Source organism: Mesorhizobium sp. B3-1-9 (assembly GCF_006439595.1).
GTDB lineage: Bacteria > Pseudomonadota > Alphaproteobacteria > Rhizobiales > Rhizobiaceae > Mesorhizobium.
Genome location: NZ_VFTJ01000007.1, coordinates 44,623 through 61,758, shown reverse-complemented (window position 1 = coordinate 61,758; position 17,136 = coordinate 44,623). Strand labels below are relative to the sequence as shown.

The 17,136-nt window shown below is 63.7% G+C and carries 15 protein-coding genes and 1 tRNA gene; 7 read left to right on the top strand and 9 right to left on the bottom strand.

Annotation, left to right across the window (positions count from 1 at the left end; translation table 11 throughout):
• Complete coding sequence (locus FJW07_RS14810) at positions 1 to 570, bottom strand: TadE/TadG family type IV pilus assembly protein (RefSeq protein WP_246680759.1); 570 nt, start codon at positions 568 to 570, stop codon at positions 1 to 3.
• A 170-nt stretch (positions 571 to 740) separates the two neighbouring features.
• On the opposite strand from FJW07_RS14810, the gene FJW07_RS14805 reads away from it, so the two are divergent.
• The 4 genes from FJW07_RS14805 to FJW07_RS14790 all read left to right on the top strand — a co-directional run bounded on the left by FJW07_RS14805 (position 741) and on the right by FJW07_RS14790 (position 6,163).
• Positions 741 to 2,330 (top strand): peptide ABC transporter substrate-binding protein, encoded by a 1,590-nt coding sequence (locus tag FJW07_RS14805; protein ID WP_140857220.1) that lies wholly within the window; start codon positions 741 to 743, stop codon positions 2,328 to 2,330.
• 174 nt (positions 2,331 to 2,504) lie between these two features.
• A complete protein-coding gene (locus FJW07_RS14800; RefSeq protein ID WP_140643425.1) occupies positions 2,505 to 3,428 on the top strand; it encodes an ABC transporter permease subunit in 924 nt (307 codons plus the stop codon).
• The gene (locus FJW07_RS14795) at positions 3,421 to 4,545 is read left to right on the top strand and encodes an ABC transporter permease subunit (protein ID WP_140657051.1); all 1,125 of its coding nucleotides are present in this window, start codon (positions 3,421 to 3,423) and stop codon (positions 4,543 to 4,545) included. The genes FJW07_RS14800 and FJW07_RS14795 overlap by 8 nt, the downstream gene beginning before the upstream one ends.
• 1 nt (position 4,546) lies before the next feature.
• Positions 4,547 to 6,163 (top strand): ABC transporter ATP-binding protein, encoded by a 1,617-nt coding sequence (locus FJW07_RS14790; protein WP_140857218.1) that lies wholly within the window; start codon positions 4,547 to 4,549, stop codon positions 6,161 to 6,163.
• Between the two features lie 89 nt (positions 6,164 to 6,252).
• On the opposite strand, the gene FJW07_RS14785 is transcribed toward FJW07_RS14790, so the two are convergent.
• Positions 6,253 to 6,588 (bottom strand): hypothetical protein, encoded by a 336-nt coding sequence (locus FJW07_RS14785; RefSeq protein WP_140857217.1) that lies wholly within the window; start codon positions 6,586 to 6,588, stop codon positions 6,253 to 6,255.
• 211 nt (positions 6,589 to 6,799) lie between these two features.
• Here FJW07_RS14785 and FJW07_RS14780 point away from each other — a divergent pair, with 211 nt between their 5' ends.
• Together FJW07_RS14780 and FJW07_RS14775 are read left to right on the top strand one after the other, a co-directional pair.
• Complete coding sequence (locus tag FJW07_RS14780) at positions 6,800 to 7,093, top strand: type II toxin-antitoxin system ParD family antitoxin (protein ID WP_140643434.1); 294 nt, start codon at positions 6,800 to 6,802, stop codon at positions 7,091 to 7,093.
• Positions 7,044 to 7,376 carry a hypothetical protein gene (locus FJW07_RS14775; protein WP_246680758.1) on the top strand — a complete coding sequence of 111 codons (333 nt, stop codon included), beginning with the start codon at positions 7,044 to 7,046 and terminating at the stop codon, positions 7,374 to 7,376. Before FJW07_RS14780 ends, FJW07_RS14775 begins: the two co-directional genes overlap by 50 nt.
• A 145-nt stretch (positions 7,377 to 7,521) precedes the next feature.
• Here the strand turns inward: FJW07_RS14775 and FJW07_RS14770 are convergent.
• Positions 7,522 to 7,598 (bottom strand) — tRNA-Pro (locus tag FJW07_RS14770).
• A gap of 190 nt (positions 7,599 to 7,788) precedes the next feature.
• Between FJW07_RS14770 and FJW07_RS14765 the strand changes: the two genes are divergently transcribed.
• Positions 7,789 to 10,026: an AGE family epimerase/isomerase gene (locus FJW07_RS14765; protein WP_140857215.1), complete on the top strand. Its 2,238-nt coding sequence runs from the start codon at positions 7,789 to 7,791 to the stop codon at positions 10,024 to 10,026.
• Between the two features lie 29 nt (positions 10,027 to 10,055).
• Here the strand turns inward: FJW07_RS14765 and FJW07_RS14760 are convergent, their stop codons facing one another.
• From FJW07_RS14760 to betI, 6 genes are all read right to left on the bottom strand, one after another.
• Positions 10,056 to 10,760: a YoaK family protein gene (locus tag FJW07_RS14760; RefSeq protein WP_140857213.1), complete on the bottom strand. Its 705-nt coding sequence runs from the start codon at positions 10,758 to 10,760 to the stop codon at positions 10,056 to 10,058.
• Positions 10,761 to 10,853: 93 nt separating this feature from the next.
• Positions 10,854 to 12,317: a betaine-aldehyde dehydrogenase gene (gene betB / locus FJW07_RS14755; RefSeq protein ID WP_140857211.1), complete on the bottom strand. Its 1,464-nt coding sequence runs from the start codon at positions 12,315 to 12,317 to the stop codon at positions 10,854 to 10,856.
• Positions 12,318 to 12,366: 49 nt separating this feature from the next.
• Positions 12,367 to 14,019, bottom strand: a complete 1,653-nt coding sequence (betA, locus tag FJW07_RS14750; RefSeq protein ID WP_140783353.1) for a choline dehydrogenase — start codon at positions 14,017 to 14,019, stop codon at positions 12,367 to 12,369.
• Positions 14,012 to 15,016 carry a threonine/serine dehydratase gene (locus tag FJW07_RS14745; protein ID WP_181182632.1) on the bottom strand — a complete coding sequence of 335 codons (1,005 nt, stop codon included), beginning with the start codon at positions 15,014 to 15,016 and terminating at the stop codon, positions 14,012 to 14,014. The genes betA and FJW07_RS14745 overlap by 8 nt, the downstream gene beginning before the upstream one ends.
• Positions 15,013 to 16,542 carry a choline-sulfatase gene (gene betC, locus FJW07_RS14740; protein ID WP_140857209.1) on the bottom strand — a complete coding sequence of 510 codons (1,530 nt, stop codon included), beginning with the start codon at positions 16,540 to 16,542 and terminating at the stop codon, positions 15,013 to 15,015. The genes FJW07_RS14745 and betC overlap by 4 nt, the downstream gene beginning before the upstream one ends.
• Entirely contained in the window at positions 16,539 to 17,129 is a 591-nt protein-coding gene (gene betI, locus FJW07_RS14735) for a transcriptional regulator BetI (protein WP_140857207.1), read from the bottom strand. The genes betC and betI overlap by 4 nt, the downstream gene beginning before the upstream one ends.
• Positions 17,130 to 17,136 lie beyond the last annotated feature (7 nt).

Genomic DNA, 17,136 nt, shown 5'->3' with positions numbered 1-17,136 from the left:
TCATATGCCTCCGACGCGGATCGTCGATTGACTCTGGATCGTCGTGCCCGGCAGCGGCAGCGTCCGGAACAGGTTCCAGATCGGCAGGTTGCGCGCATCGTAGCTGACCGAGACGACGAACTGGCTGCCGTCGGCGACGCTGTCCTGTGCGTTGATGGTCAGCTTGTTGGGATCGACGAAGGGGTACCCCGCGACGTCGTGTGCGATGAAATCGGTGACCAGTGCCTGCCGCTCGGTCTGATTGAGGCCTGCAATGGCCGTTCGTGCCGCATCGGCGGCGATCTGCTGCACGGAGTGGCTGGCACCGAAATAGATTCCATATGCAACCATGCCGAGCAGAAGCAGGATGAAGATCGGCGCAAGCATGGCGAATTCGATTGCCGACGTGCCCGAGGCGTCCGCCCGGAAACGAGACCAAGAAACAGGGAATTTTCGGTTTTTCAGCATGTTGCGGAGAATGCCAACACCTGCCTGCAAAAACAGAAAACACATCGAACAACCGGCAGGTGTGCCAAGTTGAAAGCAAGCTATAAGCTTTAGTTTTCGCTGTTTTAGCGTGATGACGCTCACTCTGCGTCAAGCAGGCAATGGTTGAAATAAGATTTCGCTCTGTCTAGTCTCCTGCCACCAGCCGCCGGAACGGACCGGCGGCACGCCTGAAACGGGCCGTTTCAACGGTTCCGGGGTGTCAAAACTTAAAAAGGCGCGGCTGAGGGGCTGCGCCGACAGGGAGAGACTTAATGCTGAAAAACATGCTGAAGGCGACGGTGTTCGCCACCATGGCTCTGGCCGCCGGCACCTTGTACACGCCGGCCTTCGCCGAGACCGTCTACAACCGCGGCGCCGCCGCCGAGGCGGAGACGGTCGATCCGCACAAGACATCGACAGTCTATGAAGCCGATATCATACGCGACCTGTTCCAGGGCCTCGCCATGCATGACCAGAAGACGAACCTCATTCCGGGCGCCGCCGAAAGTTGGACGGTATCGGATGACGGCACCGTATACACCTTCAAGCTGCGCAAGGACGGCCTCTGGTCGGACGGCACCCCGGTGACAGCGGACGACTTTGTCTATTCGTTCCGTCGACTTGAAGATCCGGCCACCGCTGCGGAATACGCCTCGATGCTCTATCCGGTGAAGGGCGCGGAGGACTTCAACACCAAAAAAGGCAAGGCCGAGGATATGGGCGTGAAGGCGATCGACGCCAACACGCTTGAAGTCACGCTGAAGGCTCCGACACCCTACTTCCTGGAGATGCTGACCCACCAGGCGACCTATCCGGTCAACAAGGCTTCCATCGACAAGCTCGGCGCCGACTGGATCAAGCCGGGCAAGCTGGTCTCCAACGGCGCCTATACGCTGGCGGAGTGGGTTCCCAACGACCATATGAAATTGGTCAAGAACCCGAAGTTCTGGGACGCCGCGAGCGTCAAGCTCGACGTGGTCAACTACATCCCGACCGAGGATCGCTCGTCGGCGATGAAGCGTTTCGAGGCCGGTGAACTCGACAGCTATGGCGACCTGCCAACTGAGCAACTCGCCGATCTCAAGACCAAATTCGGTGACCAGGTCCGTGTCGGGCCATATCTCGGCACTTATTATTACGCGATCAAGACCGACAAGGCGCCGTGGGACAATGTCGAGTTGCGCAACGCAATCTCGATGGCGATCGACCGCGACTTCCTCGCCGAGAAGGTCTGGCAGAACTCGATGCTGCCCGGATATTCGATGGTGCCTCCGGGCATCGAGGGCTACACGCCGGCACTGGCCAAATACGCCGACATGCCGCAGATCGACCGCGAGGACGAGGCCAAGAAGATCCTGGAAAAACTAGGCTATACACCCGAGCATCCGTTGAAGATGGAGATCCGCTACAACACCTCGGAGAACCATAAGAACACGGCGGTCGCCATCCAGGAACAGCTGAAGCCGCTCGGCGTCGAGGTGACTCTGCTCAACACCGACACCAAGACGCACTACGGCTTCCTCGAGCAGAAGGGCAATTACGACGTCGCCCGCGCCGCCTGGATCGCCGACTACAAGGATCCGGAGACCTTCCTCGGCATCTCGCGCAAGGCAAGCGGCAACAACTACTCGAACTACAACAGCCCTGCCTATGAAGCCGCCATGGACAAGGCGGCCGCCGCGGGCGGCAAGCCTGAGGAGCGCATGAAGGACCTCGCCGCAGCCGAGCGCATCCTCGTCGACGATGTCGGCGAGATCCCGCTTCTCTACTACAGCTACCACGACATCGTTTCGTCGAAGCTGCATGGCTTCGACGACAATGTCATGGACATTCATCCGTCCCGCTTCATCTCCAAGGACTGACAAGAAACCTTGGCCGTGCCGCCGCTCTCTTTTTGGGAGCGGCGGCCTCGGTCTGTCGTCGTGCCGGGCCGAAAGTCGGATTGGATTTTCGGGCATGCCGGTGCGAAGATCAGAGATGCCAGCGCGCCACGGTCTCGTCTGGAGAGCTGTCGCCCTGGCTGAAGCGGGGCGCCGATGCTGCGTTATGTCTTCCGGCGGCTGTTGACCGCCATCCCCACGCTGTTCGTCATCGTGACGGTGGCGTTTTTCCTGATCCGCGTCGCCCCTGGCGGCCCGTTCAACCAGGAGCGGGGCCTGAGCCCTGAGATCAGGGCCAATCTCGAAGCCCAGTTCGGCCTCAACGATCCGCTCTGGCTGCAATATGTTCACTATCTCGGCAATCTTTTGCGCGGCAGTTTCGGCCCGAGCTACAACCTGCCGGATTTCACCGTCACCGAACTCTTCGCCAAGGGCCTGCCGATCTCCATCCAGATCGGCACCTCGGCGCTGGTGCTGGCGCTGCTGCTGGGCTCCATCCTGGGCACCATCGCCGCGCTCAACCAGAACAAAATAGGCGATTATTCGGTGATCGCCTTGGCCACCGCCGGCAGCACCATCCCGACATTCGTCATTGCGCCGGTGATCCAGCTCGTCTTCGGGCTGTCCTGGAAGCTATTGCCGATCGGCGGCTGGGGCGACGGCGCCTTCATCAACAAGGTCGGCCCGGTGCTGACGCTGGCCTTGCCGCAGATCGCCATCGTCGCCCGCCTGATGCGCGGCTCCATGATCGAGAGCCTGCGTTCGCACCATATCCGCACGGCGCGCGCCCTCGGTCTCTCCGACTGGTCGGTGGTGGTCAAGCACGCGCTGCGCGGCGCCGTGCTGCCGATAGTCTCCTTCAGCGGCCCGGCGGCCGCCGCGCTGTTGACCGGTTCGATTATCGTCGAGACGATCTTCTCCATCCCCGGCGTCGGCCGCTACTTCGTCGATGCAGCCCTCAACCGCGACTATACGCTGGTCATGGGAACCGTGGTGGTGATCGCGCTCTTCACCATCGTCTTCAACCTGATCGTCGACCTGCTCTATGCGGTCGTCGATCCGAGGGTGCGCTATGACTGACCTCGCCGTCGCCGTCCCCGAGCCGATTGTCGGCCGCTCGCTCTGGGGCAATGCCTGGGCTCGGCTCAAGCGCAACCGCGCCGCGATGCTCAGCCTCTATTACCTGGCCTTCATCGCCGTCACCAGCATTTGCGGTCCGTGGGTCGTGCCGCATGAATACACCACCATCTATGGCGACTATGTGCGCATGCCGCCGAGCCTTTCGGCCTATCCGAAACCCGACATGATCCAGGGTGCGCTGGGCGACGCCATCAAGCGCATGCGCGCCGACATCAAGGAATGGCACCAGGACGGCAATCGCGTCACCGTAACCGTCACCTCGACCAAGCCGATCGACGACCGCAACATCCGCTATCTCGACCGCTCCGACGCCTTCGACGACACCAGGATCGAGAACAAGTCGCCCGACGGTCTCGAAGTGACGATGAGCTCGGCCGTGAAGCAGCAATATTTCTTCTTCGGCACCGACAACACCGGCCGCGACCTGCTCTCGCGCACGCTGATGGCCGGACGCATCTCCTTGGCCATCGGCCTGCTCGCGGGCGTCGTCGCCGGCGTCATCGGCGTCATCTATGGCGCCACAGCTGGCTTCGCCGGCGGCAGGGTCGACGAGGTGATGATGCGCATCGTCGACGTGCTCTATTCGCTGCCCTTCATCTTCTTCGTCATCATGCTGGTAGTGTTCTTCGGCCGTAACTTCGTGCTGATGTTCCTGGCGGTGGGTGCTGTGCTGTGGCTCGACATGGCGCGCATCGTGCGCGGCCAGGCGCTGTCGATCCGCAGGCAGGAATATGTCCAGGCGGCAGAAGCCATGGGCGTCGGCCAGCGCGGCATCCTGCTGCGCCATGTCATCCCAAACCTGCTCGGGCCGGTGGTCATCTACATGACGCTGCTGGTGCCGCAGGTCATTATCCTGGAGAGCTTCCTCTCCTTCCTCGGTCTCGGCGTGCAGGAGCCGATGACCAGCTGGGGCGTGCTGATCTCGGTCGGCGCCAAGAACATCGGCTACGCCAACTGGCTGCTGCTGTTCCCGGCCTTCTTCCTCGTCTCGACGCTGTTCGCGCTGAATTTCGTTGGCGACGGCCTGCGCGACGCCCTTGACCCAAAGGACCGTTGACATGGCCACCGAAACGATCCTCAGCGTCAAGGACTTGCGCGTCCGCTTCCAGACCCTCGACGGCACGGTCGAGGCGGTCAAGGGCATCAACATCAAGGTCAATGCCGGCGAGACGGTCGCCGTCGTCGGCGAATCCGGCTCCGGCAAGAGCCAGACGATGATGGCGGCGATGAGCCTGCTTTCCTCCAATGGCGAGGCGACGGGCCATGTCGATTATCGCGGCCGGAACCTTCTGGCCATGTCGAAGAGCGAGCTGAACCAGGTGCGCGGCCGCAAGATCAGCATGATCTTCCAGGAGCCGATGACCTCGCTCGACCCGCTCTACACCATCGGCAACCAGCTGATCGAGCCGATCCGCCGGCATCGCGGGCTTGCCGCCGCGGCCGCACGGGAGGAAGCGCTGAAGCTTTTGCGGCTGGTGCATATTCCCGATCCCGAACGGCGGATGAAATCCTATCCGCACGAGATGTCGGGCGGCCAGCGCCAGCGCGTCATGATCGCCATGGCTCTGGCCAACGATCCCGACATCCTGATCGCCGACGAGCCGACGACGGCGCTCGACGTTACCATCCAGGCGCAGATCCTGACGCTGCTGGCCGAACTGCAGCGCAAGCTTGGCATGGCCATCGTCTTCATCACCCACGACCTCGGCATCGTGCGGCGCTTCGCCGACCGCGTCTATGTCATGCGCCAGGGCGAGGTGGTGGAGGAGGGCGCGGCGGAAGCGCTCTTCGCCAACCCGCAGCACGCCTACACCAAGATGCTGCTCGCGGCCGAGCCGACCGGCACCAAGTCGGCGCCGCCGGCCAATTCGCCGGTGCTGCTCGAAGGCCGCAATGTCGAGGTGGTGTTTAAGATCGGCGGCGGCTTCTTCGGCGGCGAGCCGCTGATGCTGCGCGCGGTGGACAGGATCTCGGTCCGGCTGAAGCGCAACCAGACGATCGGCATCGTCGGCGAGTCCGGCTCGGGCAAGTCGACGCTCGGCCGCGCGCTGCTCAGGCTCTTGCCCAGCGACGGCGTCATCCGCTTCGGCGACCGCGATATTTCCGAGGCCGACCGCCAGGCGATGCGGCCGCTCAGGCGCGAATTGCAGCTCGTCTTCCAGGATCCGTTCGGTTCGCTGTCGCCGCGCATGACCGTCGGTCAGATCGTTACCGAAGGCCTTTTGGTGCACGAGCCCTCGCTCACGGGCAAGCAGCGCGACCAGCGCGCCATCGGGGCGCTGCGCGAGGTCGGCCTCGATCCCAACGCGCGCAACCGCTACCCGCACGAATTCTCCGGCGGCCAGCGCCAGCGCATCGCCATTGCCCGCGCCATGATCCTGAAGCCGAAAGTGGTGGTGCTGGACGAGCCGACTTCGGCGCTCGACCGCTCCGTGCAGAAGCAGATCGTCGAGCTGTTGCGCAAGCTGCAGGCCGACCACGAACTGTCCTATCTCTTCATCAGCCACGACCTCGCGGTGGTGCGCGCCATGGCCGACTACATCATCGTCATGAAGCAGGGAAAGATCGTCGAGGAAGGGCCGACGCAAGAGATCTTCGACAATCCGCGCGAAGCCTATACGCAGACGCTGATGAACGCGGCGATCGATTCGACAAAGTTCCGCATGAGCGCTTGAGGCGGGGCGAGCCCAGCCAGGCTAATGCATGTCGCCCAAAAGTGTGTGGCGGCATCGCCTGAATCCGTTCGGAGCGACGCGCTTCAGGTTCACTGCGCGGATGGGCACCTCTGCCTCCGCGTGGCGACGATCGCCTGCTGCTGTTGCTGCAGTCTGTCGATCCGGGCGGTTTCGCGATTGGCGACCACCGTCTTCACGCGCTCGCCGCCGAGCAGCCACGTCGGCACGCTCGTGTTGGCGACCTTGCCGCGGGCTATTGCGGTGCGTGAAATATCGGTGGCGGTGTCGCCGACCGCATTATTGAGCTCGGGGCAGTTCATTTTGTCGTACTTCGCCGGGCTGATCGACGCTGTGGTCGATGAACAACCTCCCGCGAACAGGAGGAACACGAGTGTCGGTGCAATGGCCGTCGGCGTGAACTTCATACTCTCAACCCTGGTTCGCCGTCTTACAGTCCCGCGCATCTCCAAAGCATAGCGGGTTGCCATTAGGCCAAACTGAGAAACTGTTGTCGAGCGTTGCCGCGCGATTCTGTTTCGAGGTCAGGCCATCCTTCGACGGCGCTGACCGCAATAACTATTGGCATAATATGCCATGTCCCTGTATCGTGCCTGTTGAATTGGAGCTGATATCGCGATGCCGACACGCAATGTTGTCCTGACGGAACACCTCGAAGAGGTGATCGACCGGTTGGTGAAAACCGGGCGCTATCAGAACGCGAGCGAGGTGTTGCGTGACGGCTTGCGGCTGGTCGAGCAGCGCGAGGCGAGGGAGAAGGCAAAGCTCGCTGCGCTCAGGGAGGCCGCCAACATCGGCTTCCACGACATCGAACAAGGCCGTTTCGAGGATGTTACTGAAGACGGCGTCGAAAAATTTATGGATGGCCTGGGGCAACAGGCAAGCTTACGCGCGAAAAAAACCGGCTTGTAAGGCCATGGTCCTATACCGGCTTTCCGCGGTCGCGAAGGAAGACATCGTTCAAATACTCGCCTACACGGAAGTCAATTTCGGCGAGATTGCGCGTATTCGCTACCAACGGCTGCTGATGATCGCCCTGCGCGACATTGTCGCCGATCCCCAACGGGCCGGCAGCATCGCCCGCGCGAGCTGGGAAACAAGATCCGCAGCTACCACCTGCGCCATAGTCGGGACCGCGCGCGGACCGAACATGGCATTGTGCTACGACCGCGCCATTTCCTGCTCTATCGGATGACGCTCCAGGTCATCGGAATTGGCCGCGTTCTCCACGACGCAATGGAACTACAGCGTCATCTGCCGGAGAGCTACGGCGACGATTGACGCCAGTCCTGATTTCAGGCGGGGAGTAATTTCAGGAAAAGCCAAGTGCTTGTTTTTTCTGGTCGGAGTGGCAGGATTTGAACCTGCGACCCCCTCGTCCCGAACGAGGTGCGCTACCAGACTGCGCTACACTCCGTGACCAGACCGCGGGCTTATAGCTGCCGCTTTCCGATCCTGCAAGCGGCAATGGCAGCACATGTGTCGCATTTCCTTTCTTTCGCGAAGCTTGCCCGAATGGCATAGGATTGGCTGTCAGCTAAAGGGTGGCTTAAAGGCTTTTGTCGTAAGGCCGTCCCATCGGAGCCAGACTTTTGACAGGGTCGTTCATGAGCCAGCGCATCGTCAGTTTCGTCATGAGCGGCGGCGTCGGCTCGCGGCTGTGGCCGCTGTCGCGCGAGGACAACCCCAAGCAGTTCCACGACTTCTCGGGCGACGGCTCGATGCTGGCTAAGACCTTGCGCCGGCTGGCGGCGCGCCCGCAAGGCGAGACACCGATTTTCCTGATCGCCGCGGAACGTCACGCCGACCGCGTCCACGCCGACCTTGCCGGTCTCGATCTGGCCGGCGGCGGACCGCTGTTCGAGCCGACAGGTCGCAACACGGCAGCCGCGGTGGCGCTTGCCAGCTTGCGCACGCTCTCCGAATATGGCGACGAGCTGGTGCTGGTGGTGCCGTCCGACCATGAAATATCGACGCCTCATCAGTTCTGGCAAAGCATCGAGGCGGGCGCAGGCGCGGCAAATGCCGGCCGGCTCGTTGTGTTCGGCCTGAAACCGACACAGCCCGAGACCGGCTATGGCTATATCGAGGTCGGGGCCGGCAAGGACGGCCTCTTCGACGTCTCGCGCTTCGTCGAAAAGCCCGATCTCGCCACCGCGCAGGCCTATCTGGACGCCGGCAGCTTCTACTGGAACACCGGCATCTTCCTGTTCCGCGCCGGGGCCATGCGCGACGCCTTCGCGGCCCATGAACCGAAAATCTGGCAGGCGACGGAGGCCGCCTACAAGGCTGCGACCAGCGATCTGTCCGGCCTCTACATGCCGCTGGAACTCTATTCCGCGATCCCGTCGACCTCGATCGACTACGCCATCATGGAACGCGCGAAAGACATCGCCATGGTGCCGGCCGGCTTCCGCTGGAACGATCTCGGTTCATGGCAGTCGCTGCTCGATGTCGGCCCGTCCGATGGGCAGGGCAACGTCATCGTCGGAGACGTCGTCGCCATCGATTGCGAGAACTCCTATATCCGCAGCGAGGGGCGCCTGCTGTCGGCGATCGGCATGAAGGACGTGGCGATCGTCTCCACCGCCGACGCCACTTTCGTCGCGCCGGTCAGCCACAGCCAGCACGTCAAGAAGATCGTCGAGCAGTTGGAGAAATCCGGCCGGCTCGAAACCAGGTTCACGCCGGCGCATGACCGCGTCATCGAGAGCGGCGCCTGGCGGCGCCGCGTGCGCCACTGGCTGTTCGAGGAGACGCTGCCGCTATGGTCTACCATTGGCGTCGACGAGCGCCATGGCGGCTTCCACGAGGCGCTGGGCTTCGACGCCTCGCCGCTGATGAAACCCAAGCGCATGCGCACGCAGGCGCGTCAGGTCTATGCTTTCGCGGTCGCCAAGGAGCGCGGCTGGGACGGCCCGGCGGACACGCTGATTGCGCACGGCATCGACTTCATGGCGGGTCAGGGCCGCACCGACAAAGGCGGCTGGGTGCGCACGCTCAACATCGACGGCTCGGTCGCCGATCCGGTCGAGGATGCCTACGACCATTCCTGCGTGCTTCTGGCGCTGGCCCACGCCCATATGTCAGGCCATCCCGATGCGTTGCGGCTCGGCGAGGAGACGTTCGCCTTCCTCGATGCGCATCTGGAAGATGCCCGCATGACCGGCTTTCTGGAAACTTCCGACGGCGACGGCGAGCGCCGCTCCAACCCGCACATGCATCTGCTCGAAGCCTTCCTTGCCTGGCACCGGGCGACCGGAGACCGCGCCTATCTGCGCCGCGCCGCGCGCATCATCGATCTTTTCCGCAGCCATTTCTTCGACCCAGAAAGCTGGACGTTGGGCGAATATTTCGACGCCGGCTGGAAGCCCGCCGCCGGCGACAAGGGCGCCTGGACCGAGCCCGGCCACCATTTCGAATGGGCCTCGCTGCTCATCGATTTCGCCGCCCGCAGCGGCCAGACGGAGCTCGGCGGCTTCGCCAGGAAACTCTATGCCTCGGCGATCGCCAACGGCCTCAACCGCGCCACCGGCCTTGCCTATGGCGCCGTCTCGCGCCAGGGCCTGCCGCTCGACAGGGTCTCGCGCAGCTGGCCGCAGGCCGAAGCGGTGAAGGCGGCGATAGCGCTCGACGGTTCGGGCGGCCCGGATCTCAAGCCGGAGATCGAGGCGCGTGTCGGCCGGCTGTTCCGCTGGCACATCGACCCGGCGCCGCTGGGCTTGTGGATCGACCGCATCGACGAACGCGGCCGCTCACTGGCGAGCGACGTGCCGGCCAGTATCTTCTACCATCTGGTCTATGCGCTGACGCAGTATCTGGATGGCACCAGCGATAAGTCGTAGGCCGTTTGCCCCATGCTCGGATCTTGACGTCACGGCACGGTGGCGGGTGCGCTTTCCTGCATGACAAGGGGCACGATCGCAACGATCGGCGGCAGCGCAAAACACCACATTCCGACTTGTGAATAGAGCAAAGCGGCTGTCCCACATCCCAGCGCGAAGACGAACACGGCGACCGACATTCGCGCCAGGCGCGATCGGGACGCGGCCATGCTCTCGGGCAGTGCGCCGTGGATGAGATCGGCGAGGTCGAGCATGATCTGGGTCGTGGTGCCCGTCATCAGCGTCGACGGCGGCGCACTGGGAAGATGGACGCGATGCGCGGCATTCTGCACCGCCATGGCCGAAACCAGCACCATGCCGGTGACGATGGCGGCCCAACTGTTTCCGTCGGGGAACGGGCCAAGGCGGATTGCCAGGATCGCACCTGCCGTCAGCAGCAACAGTTTGATTGCCAACAATGACCGGAAGACCGGCAGCTTCCGGCTTTGTAACGGATACGATAGAAGTCGGCTAAGGGTAACCATGAAGCAGAAGACCGGCAAAGCCAGAAGTTTTGCAAAGGCGCCTGACGTGCCAAGCGCCAGCGAAGCGCCGAGCGTGACGAAATTGCCGGTGACATGCGCCGTGAACAGTCCCTGCAGCGCCAGGAAGCCCGCGGTATCGACATAGCCTCCATTGAAGCTAAGCAGCAGCGGCAGCGTGGCCGCCTTGTTGTCCTTGGCTTCGCCCGCCATTTTCGCCTCCTCGATTGCCCCGTCAGAAAACCTACGGCAAGCCGGCAGCAAGGAGAACAGCCTTCTCGGCAAATCGCGCCCTTCAGCAGAGGCTCAGTAGGGCGCCACTACATCCCCCGTCTCGACATAGACAGACTTCAATTGCGAATAATGCGCCAGCGCGGCCAGCGAATTCTCCCGCCCTATGCCGGATTGCTTGACGCCGCCGAACGGCATTTCCACGGGCGTCAGATTATAGGCGTTGATCCAGCAGGTGCCGGCCTGCAACTCGGCGATCACCCGATGCGCGCGCGGCAGGTCGCGCGTGAACACGCCGGCGGCCAGCCCGAATTCGGTGTCGTTGGCGCGCTCGATCACCTCGTCCTCGCTGTCGAATCTCAAGACGCTCATCACCGGCCCGAAAATCTCCTCGCGCGCGATGCGCATGGTGTCGGTGACGCCTGAGAACACCGTCGGCTCGATGAAGAAGCCGCCGTCGAAACCCTGCAGTGACGGCACGTTTCCGCCGCAGGCGAGGCTGGCCCCTTCCTGCTTGCCGGCTTCGATATAGGACACGACCTTGTCCTGCTGCGCCCTGTTGACCAGCGGCCCCATCTGCGTTTCGAGATCGAGCGGATCGCCGATACGGATCTTTTTCGTCCGCTCGACCAGCCGTTCGACGAAGCGATCATGCAGGCCGCTCTGCACGAAGACGCGTGTACCGTTGGAGCAGATCTGCCCGGTCGAGTAAAAATTGCCGAGCATGGCGCCGCCGATGGCGTTCTCGAGATCGGCGTCGTCGAAGACGATCAGCGGCGACTTGCCGCCGAGCTCCATCGTCGCGTGCTTCATCTTCGAGCCGGCAAGCGACAGCACCTTGCGGCCGGTCGGCACCGAGCCGGTCACCGAGACCTTTGCCACGACATCATGATCGACGAGGCCGGCGCCGACATCGCCGTAACCCTGCACGACATTGAACAGCCCGTCCGGCAGTCCAGCCTCCGAGTAGATTTCGGCCAGCGCCAGCGCCGAAAGCGGGGTGTTTTCCGACGGCTTGAACACCATGGCATTGCCCATGGCCAAAGCCGGCGCCGATTTCCAGCCGGCGATCTGGATCGGATAATTCCAGGCGCCGATGCCGACGCACACGCCGAGCGGCTCGCGCCGCGTGTAGGCGAAGGGTCCGCCAAGATCGATCATCTCGCCGTTGAAGGCGCCGACCGCGCCGGCGAAATATTCCAGGCAGTCGGCCGCTGATGGCGCGTCGGCCACAAGCGTTTCCTGGATCGCCTTGCCGGTGTCCAGCGTCTCGATACGGGCCAGATCGGCATTGCGCGCCCGCAGGATGTCGGCTGCGCGGCGCAGGATGCGGCCGCGTTCGACCGGCTTCAGCCGCGCCCAGGCGGGCTGCGCGGCGCGTGCGGCCTCGATGGCGAGTTCCAGCACGTTGGGCGTCGCCGAATGCAGCGTGGCGATGGTCTCGCCCGTCGCCGGATAGATCACGGGCAGTGGCGCGCCGCCTTCGTCCTCGATGTAGCGGCCGTTGACGTAATGCGATGCCGTGGGTTGGGCGCGCATGGCTTTCTCCAAGTCTGTTCGCCGAGCGGGCGGTCTGCCCGACAATGCCCTATCGGTCCGCCACCTGCCAGCGTGGATTGATCCACGGTTCCTGGTTGGATGGCGCCAGCGGCGTGCGGCCGAGGATGTGGTCGGAGGCCTTTTCGCCGGTCATGATCGATGGCGCGTTGAGATTGCCGTTTGTCACCCGCGGAAAAATCGAGGAGTCGGCGACGCGCAGGCCCTCGACGCCGATCACCCGGCATTCCGGATCGACGACGGCGGTCAGATCGTCGGCGCGGCCCATCCTGCAGGTGCCGCAGGGATGATAGGCGCTCTCGGCATGGTCGCGGATGAAGGCGTCGAGCTCGTCGTCCGATTGCACATGGCTGCCCGGCGAAATCTCCTTGCCGCGAAAGCCGTCGAAGGCTTTCTGGCCAAAAATCTCGCGCGTCAGCCGGACGCAGTGGCGGAACTCGCTCCAGTCGTCCGGATGCGACATATAGTTGAAGCGGATCACCGGCTTCGTCTTCGGATCGGGCGAGCGCAGGCTCACCGACCCGCGCGACTTCGAGCGCATCGGCCCGACATGCGCCTGGAAGCCATGCGACTTCGCCGCCGACTTGCCGTCATAGCGCACCGCCGCCGGGATGAAGTGGTATTGGATGTCCGGGTAGTCCACACCGGCTTGCGAGCGCACGAAGGCCGCCGCCTCGAAATGGTTGGTGGCGCCAAGTCCGGTCTTGAAGAACAGCCACTGCGCGCCGATCAACGCCTTGGAGAAAGGATTGAGCACCGAGTTCAGCGTGATCGGCTTGGTCGATTCCTGCTGGATGTAGAGTTCCAGATGATCCTGCAGATTTGCGCCGACGCCCGGCCGGTCGGCAATCACCTGGACGCCGTTTTCCTGCAAATGCACGCCCGGGCCGATGCCGGACAGCATCAGGATCTTCGGCGAATTGACCGACGACGCCGCGACGATCACCTCACGCCGCGCCTTAACGACCTGAATCTGTTTGTTAGCTTCGATCTCGACGCCGATCGCGCGTTGATTCTCGATCACCACGCGTCGGGCGAAGCCTTTGATCAGACTCACATTCCTGCGTTTGAGAGCCGGCTTCAGATAGGCGTTCGCCGCCGACCAGCGGCGGCCGCCAAGAATGGTCTGCTCCATCGGTCCGAAGCCTTCCTGCTTGGAGCCGTTATAGTCATCGGTGAGCTCGAAACCGGCTTGGCGGCCGGCCTCGACGAAGGCGCCGTAGAGCGGATTTTTCCGCGTGCCGCGCTGCACATGCAGCGGTCCGCTTTTGCCCCGCCAGCCATCCTCGCCGCCGTCGGAATCCTCCATGCGCTTGAAATAGGGGAGCACGTCGGCGAAGGCCCAGCCGGCGGCGCCCTGTTCGGCCCAATGATCGAAGTCATGCGCATGTCCACGCACATAGACCATGCCGTTGATCGAGGAGGAACCGCCGAGCACCTTGCCGCGTGGCGTGGCGAGCACGCGCCCGCCGAGATGCGGCTCGGGCTCGCTGGCGAAACCCCAGTCGTACAGGCTCATATTGAGCGGGATCGACAGCGCCGACGGCATCTGGATCAGCGGCCCCATATCGGTGCCGCCGAACTCGATGACGATCACCGAGTGCTTGCCGTCTTCCGACAGCCGGTAGGCCATGGCCGAGCCGGCGGAGCCGGAGCCGATGATGACGAAATCCGCTTCAAGCATTGTTCATATGCGCCATAAAGTCGGCGAGCGAGACATTGCCGCCGGTTGCAACCACGAGGACAGTCTTGCCCTTCACATCCACCTTGCCGCCGAGCAGCGCCGCCAGCGATGCCGCGCCCGACGGCTCCAGCACCAGCTTCATCCGCTCGAAGGCGATCTTCATCGCGCGCCGCACCGAGGCATCGTCGACAGTGACGCCGCGCACCCCGGCGGCGCTCACCGCCGCGAAGGGCGCGTCGCCGGGCTTTCGGGCCATCAGCCCGTCGCAGATCGATTTCGGCCCGATCGGCATCGTCTCGATCGCGCCATGCGCGAGCGACGAGCCCATGCCATTGAAACCTTCCGGCTCGACCGCGATGATCTCGGTACCGGGCGACACATAGTGAAAGGCGAGCGAAACGCCGCCGATCAGGCCGCCGCCGCCGACCGAGCAGAACACCAGGTCTGCTTGCGTCTTCTTCGCTGTCAACTGGTCGAGCGCTTCCAGCCCGGCGCCGGCCTGACCCGCGACGATCTCCGGATCGTCGAAGGGATGCAGCAAGGTGAGGTGCTCGGTCTGAGCGATCTCGCGCGCCTTGGCGGCCGCGACCTCCTCGCGGGCGCGGTCGCCATGATCGGTCAGCACCACGCGCGCGCCATAACCGGCTGTCGCGTCACGCTTGGCGGCCGGCGCGTCGATCGGCATGACGATGGTGACCGGAATGCCCAGCGCCTGGCCGGCGGCCGCCAGCCCCTGCGCGAAATTGCCGGAGGAATACGCCACCACGCCTTTCCTCGCTTCATCCGGTGAAAGCCGGTTCAGCCGCCAGTAGGCGCCGCGCACCTTGAAGGAGCCGGCCCATTGCAGCGACTCCGGTTTGACGAAGACGCGCGCGGCGCCGGTCTCCTTGGCCAAAGCCGCCGACTCCAAAAGCGGCGTCACCTGCGTGGCCGTCGAGGTGACGGCGTAAGCCTGCTTCAGATGATCGAGGGTAGGGATGAGAACGTCTGCCATCATTCGCCTCTCGGATACCGTTTGCTCTCTTCGAGATTGTCGAGGTTCATGTGATTGCGCATGTAGCGTTCCGATGCCTTCTGCAGCGGCTGGAACTCCCACGGGTAGTAAGCGCCGTTGCGCAGCGCCGGGTAGACGACCCAGCGGCGCGCCTGGCTTTCGCGCACGGCGGCGTCGAAGCTTGCCATATCCCAGCGGCCACGGACCTTTTCCATGAAGGTCGAGACCAGATCGGCGTAGGCCGGATTGGTCGCGAGATTGTCGAGCTCGCGCGGATCGGCCTCGAGGTCGAAGAGTTGCGGCGGATCGAGCTCGCAATGGACGAATTTGTATTTGCCCTCGCGGATCGCCACCATAGGTGCGGAGGAGCCTTCGGCCGCATATTCCATCAGCACCAGCGCCGAGCGCTGCTCGCCGCCGGCAAGCGGCAGCAGCGACTGGCCGTCCGTCCAAGGCGCGATCCCGCTCATATCGACGCCGGCGAGGTCGCAGAGCGTCGGCGTCACGTCGAGATTGGAGACAGGCGCCTCGATCAGCCCGGCCTTGATGCCCTTGCCGGCCATCATCAAGGGCACTCGCGCCGCGCCTTCATAGAAGCACATCTTGAACCACAAGCCGCGCTCGCCCAGCATGTCGCCATGGTCGGAGCAGAACATCACGATTGTGTCGTCGGCCATACGGGTGCGCTCCAGCACCGACAGCAAGTCGCCGACCTTGTCGTCGAGATAGGAGATGTTGGCGAAATAGCCGCGCCGCGAGCGGCGCACCTGCTCCGGCGTGATGTCGAAACTGTCGTAGTCGGAGGCCTTGTAGAGCCGCTTGGAATGCGGGTCCTGGCTGTCATAGGGAATGAAACCCACCTCCGGCTCCAGCGCCGGGCAATCCTCGTAAAGGTCCCAGTACTTGCGCCGCGCGACATAGGGGTCGTGCGGATGGGTGAAGGAAATGGTCAGGCACCAGGGGCGACGTCCGGCGTCGTCGGAAACACGGGCAAACTCATAGAGTTTTTGCGTCGCGTGGAACGCGACCTCATCGTCATATTCCATCTGGTTGGTGATCTCGGCGACGCCGGCGCCAGTCACCGAACCCAGATTGTGGTACCACCAGTCGATGCGCTCGCCGGGCTTGCGGTAGTCCGGTGTCCAGCCGAAATCGGCCGGGTAGATGTCGGTGGTGAGCCGCTCCTCGAACCCGTGCAACTGGTCCGGTCCGACGAAATGCATCTTGCCGGAGAGCACCGTGTGATAGCCGGCGCTGCGCAAATGATGCGCGTAGGTCGGGATCGAGGAGGCGAACTCGGCGGCGTTGTCATAGACCTGGGTGCGCGACGGCAGTTGCCCGCTCATGAACGAGGCGCGGCCCGGGGCGCAGAGCGGCGAGGCGGTGTAATTGTTGGCGAAGCGCGCCGAGCGCGCGGCCAGCGCCTTCAGATGCGGCGCATGCAGGAAATCCGCGGGGCCGTCCGGGAAGAGAGTGCCGTTGAGCTGATCGACCATGACGATCAGGAAATTGGGTCGCCGGGTGGTCAAGGCAGGCTCCGTCCGTTGAGCTTGGTTTCGAGGTAGTCTTCCACGAGCGCGATCGCGGTCTGCGCATCCGGCACACCGTCCTTCAGCGCGCGGCGGATGTAGAGCCCGTCGATCAGCGCCGCGGTCGCTTCCGCCACGCGGTCGGCCTCGGCCCGAGGCAGGATGCCGGTCAGCCCGCTCATCAGGTTCGAATGCAGCCGCCGCGCATAGATGCGCAGTAGCCGCCGCAGGTCGGAGGACTTCTGCGCCTCGACATAAAAGGCGAGCCAGGCGGCTATGATCTGAGGCTGGAACTGGTCGTCGGAAAAGCTGACGGCGACGACGGCCGAGACGCGCTGGCGCGGCGTCACCGCAAGGCCGAACGCGCGCCTTGTGTCCGCGTTGAGCTCGGCAAGGATGTGCCGCATCGTCGCGAACAGCAGCTCGTCCTTGGCGCCGAAATAGTGATGCGCCAGCGCCGACGACACGCCGGCGCGGCCGGCGATCTCCGACATGGTCACGTCCAGCGATCCGCGCTCGCCGATCGCCGAGATCGTCGCGTCGATCAGCGCCTTGCGGCGCACGGGCTCCATTCCGATTTTCGGCATTTTGGGG

Excerpts from the sequence above, each read along its gene's own strand:
- FJW07_RS14805 (WP_140857220.1), top strand. The coding sequence starts at position 741 with ATGCTGAAAAACATGCTGAAGGCGACGGTGTTCGCCACCATGGCTCTG.
- FJW07_RS14800 (WP_140643425.1), top strand. The coding sequence starts at position 2,505 with ATGCTGCGTTATGTCTTCCGGCGGCTGTTGACCGCCATCCCCACGCTG.
- FJW07_RS14795 (WP_140657051.1), top strand. The coding sequence starts at position 3,421 with ATGACTGACCTCGCCGTCGCCGTCCCCGAGCCGATTGTCGGCCGCTCG.
- FJW07_RS14790 (WP_140857218.1), top strand. The coding sequence starts at position 4,547 with ATGGCCACCGAAACGATCCTCAGCGTCAAGGACTTGCGCGTCCGCTTC.
- FJW07_RS14785 (WP_140857217.1), bottom strand. The coding sequence starts at position 6,588 with ATGAAGTTCACGCCGACGGCCATTGCACCGACACTCGTGTTCCTCCTG.
- FJW07_RS14780 (WP_140643434.1), top strand. The coding sequence starts at position 6,800 with ATGCCGACACGCAATGTTGTCCTGACGGAACACCTCGAAGAGGTGATC.
- FJW07_RS14775 (WP_246680758.1), top strand. The coding sequence starts at position 7,044 with ATGGCCTGGGGCAACAGGCAAGCTTACGCGCGAAAAAAACCGGCTTGT.
- FJW07_RS14765 (WP_140857215.1), top strand. The coding sequence starts at position 7,789 with ATGAGCCAGCGCATCGTCAGTTTCGTCATGAGCGGCGGCGTCGGCTCG.
- FJW07_RS14760 (WP_140857213.1), bottom strand. The coding sequence starts at position 10,760 with ATGGCGGGCGAAGCCAAGGACAACAAGGCGGCCACGCTGCCGCTGCTG.
- betB (WP_140857211.1), bottom strand. The coding sequence starts at position 12,317 with ATGCGCGCCCAACCCACGGCATCGCATTACGTCAACGGCCGCTACATC.
- betA (WP_140783353.1), bottom strand. The coding sequence starts at position 14,019 with ATGCTTGAAGCGGATTTCGTCATCATCGGCTCCGGCTCCGCCGGCTCG.
- FJW07_RS14745 (WP_181182632.1), bottom strand. The coding sequence starts at position 15,016 with ATGATGGCAGACGTTCTCATCCCTACCCTCGATCATCTGAAGCAGGCT.
- betI (WP_140857207.1), bottom strand. The coding sequence starts at position 17,129 with ATGCCGAAAATCGGAATGGAGCCCGTGCGCCGCAAGGCGCTGATCGAC.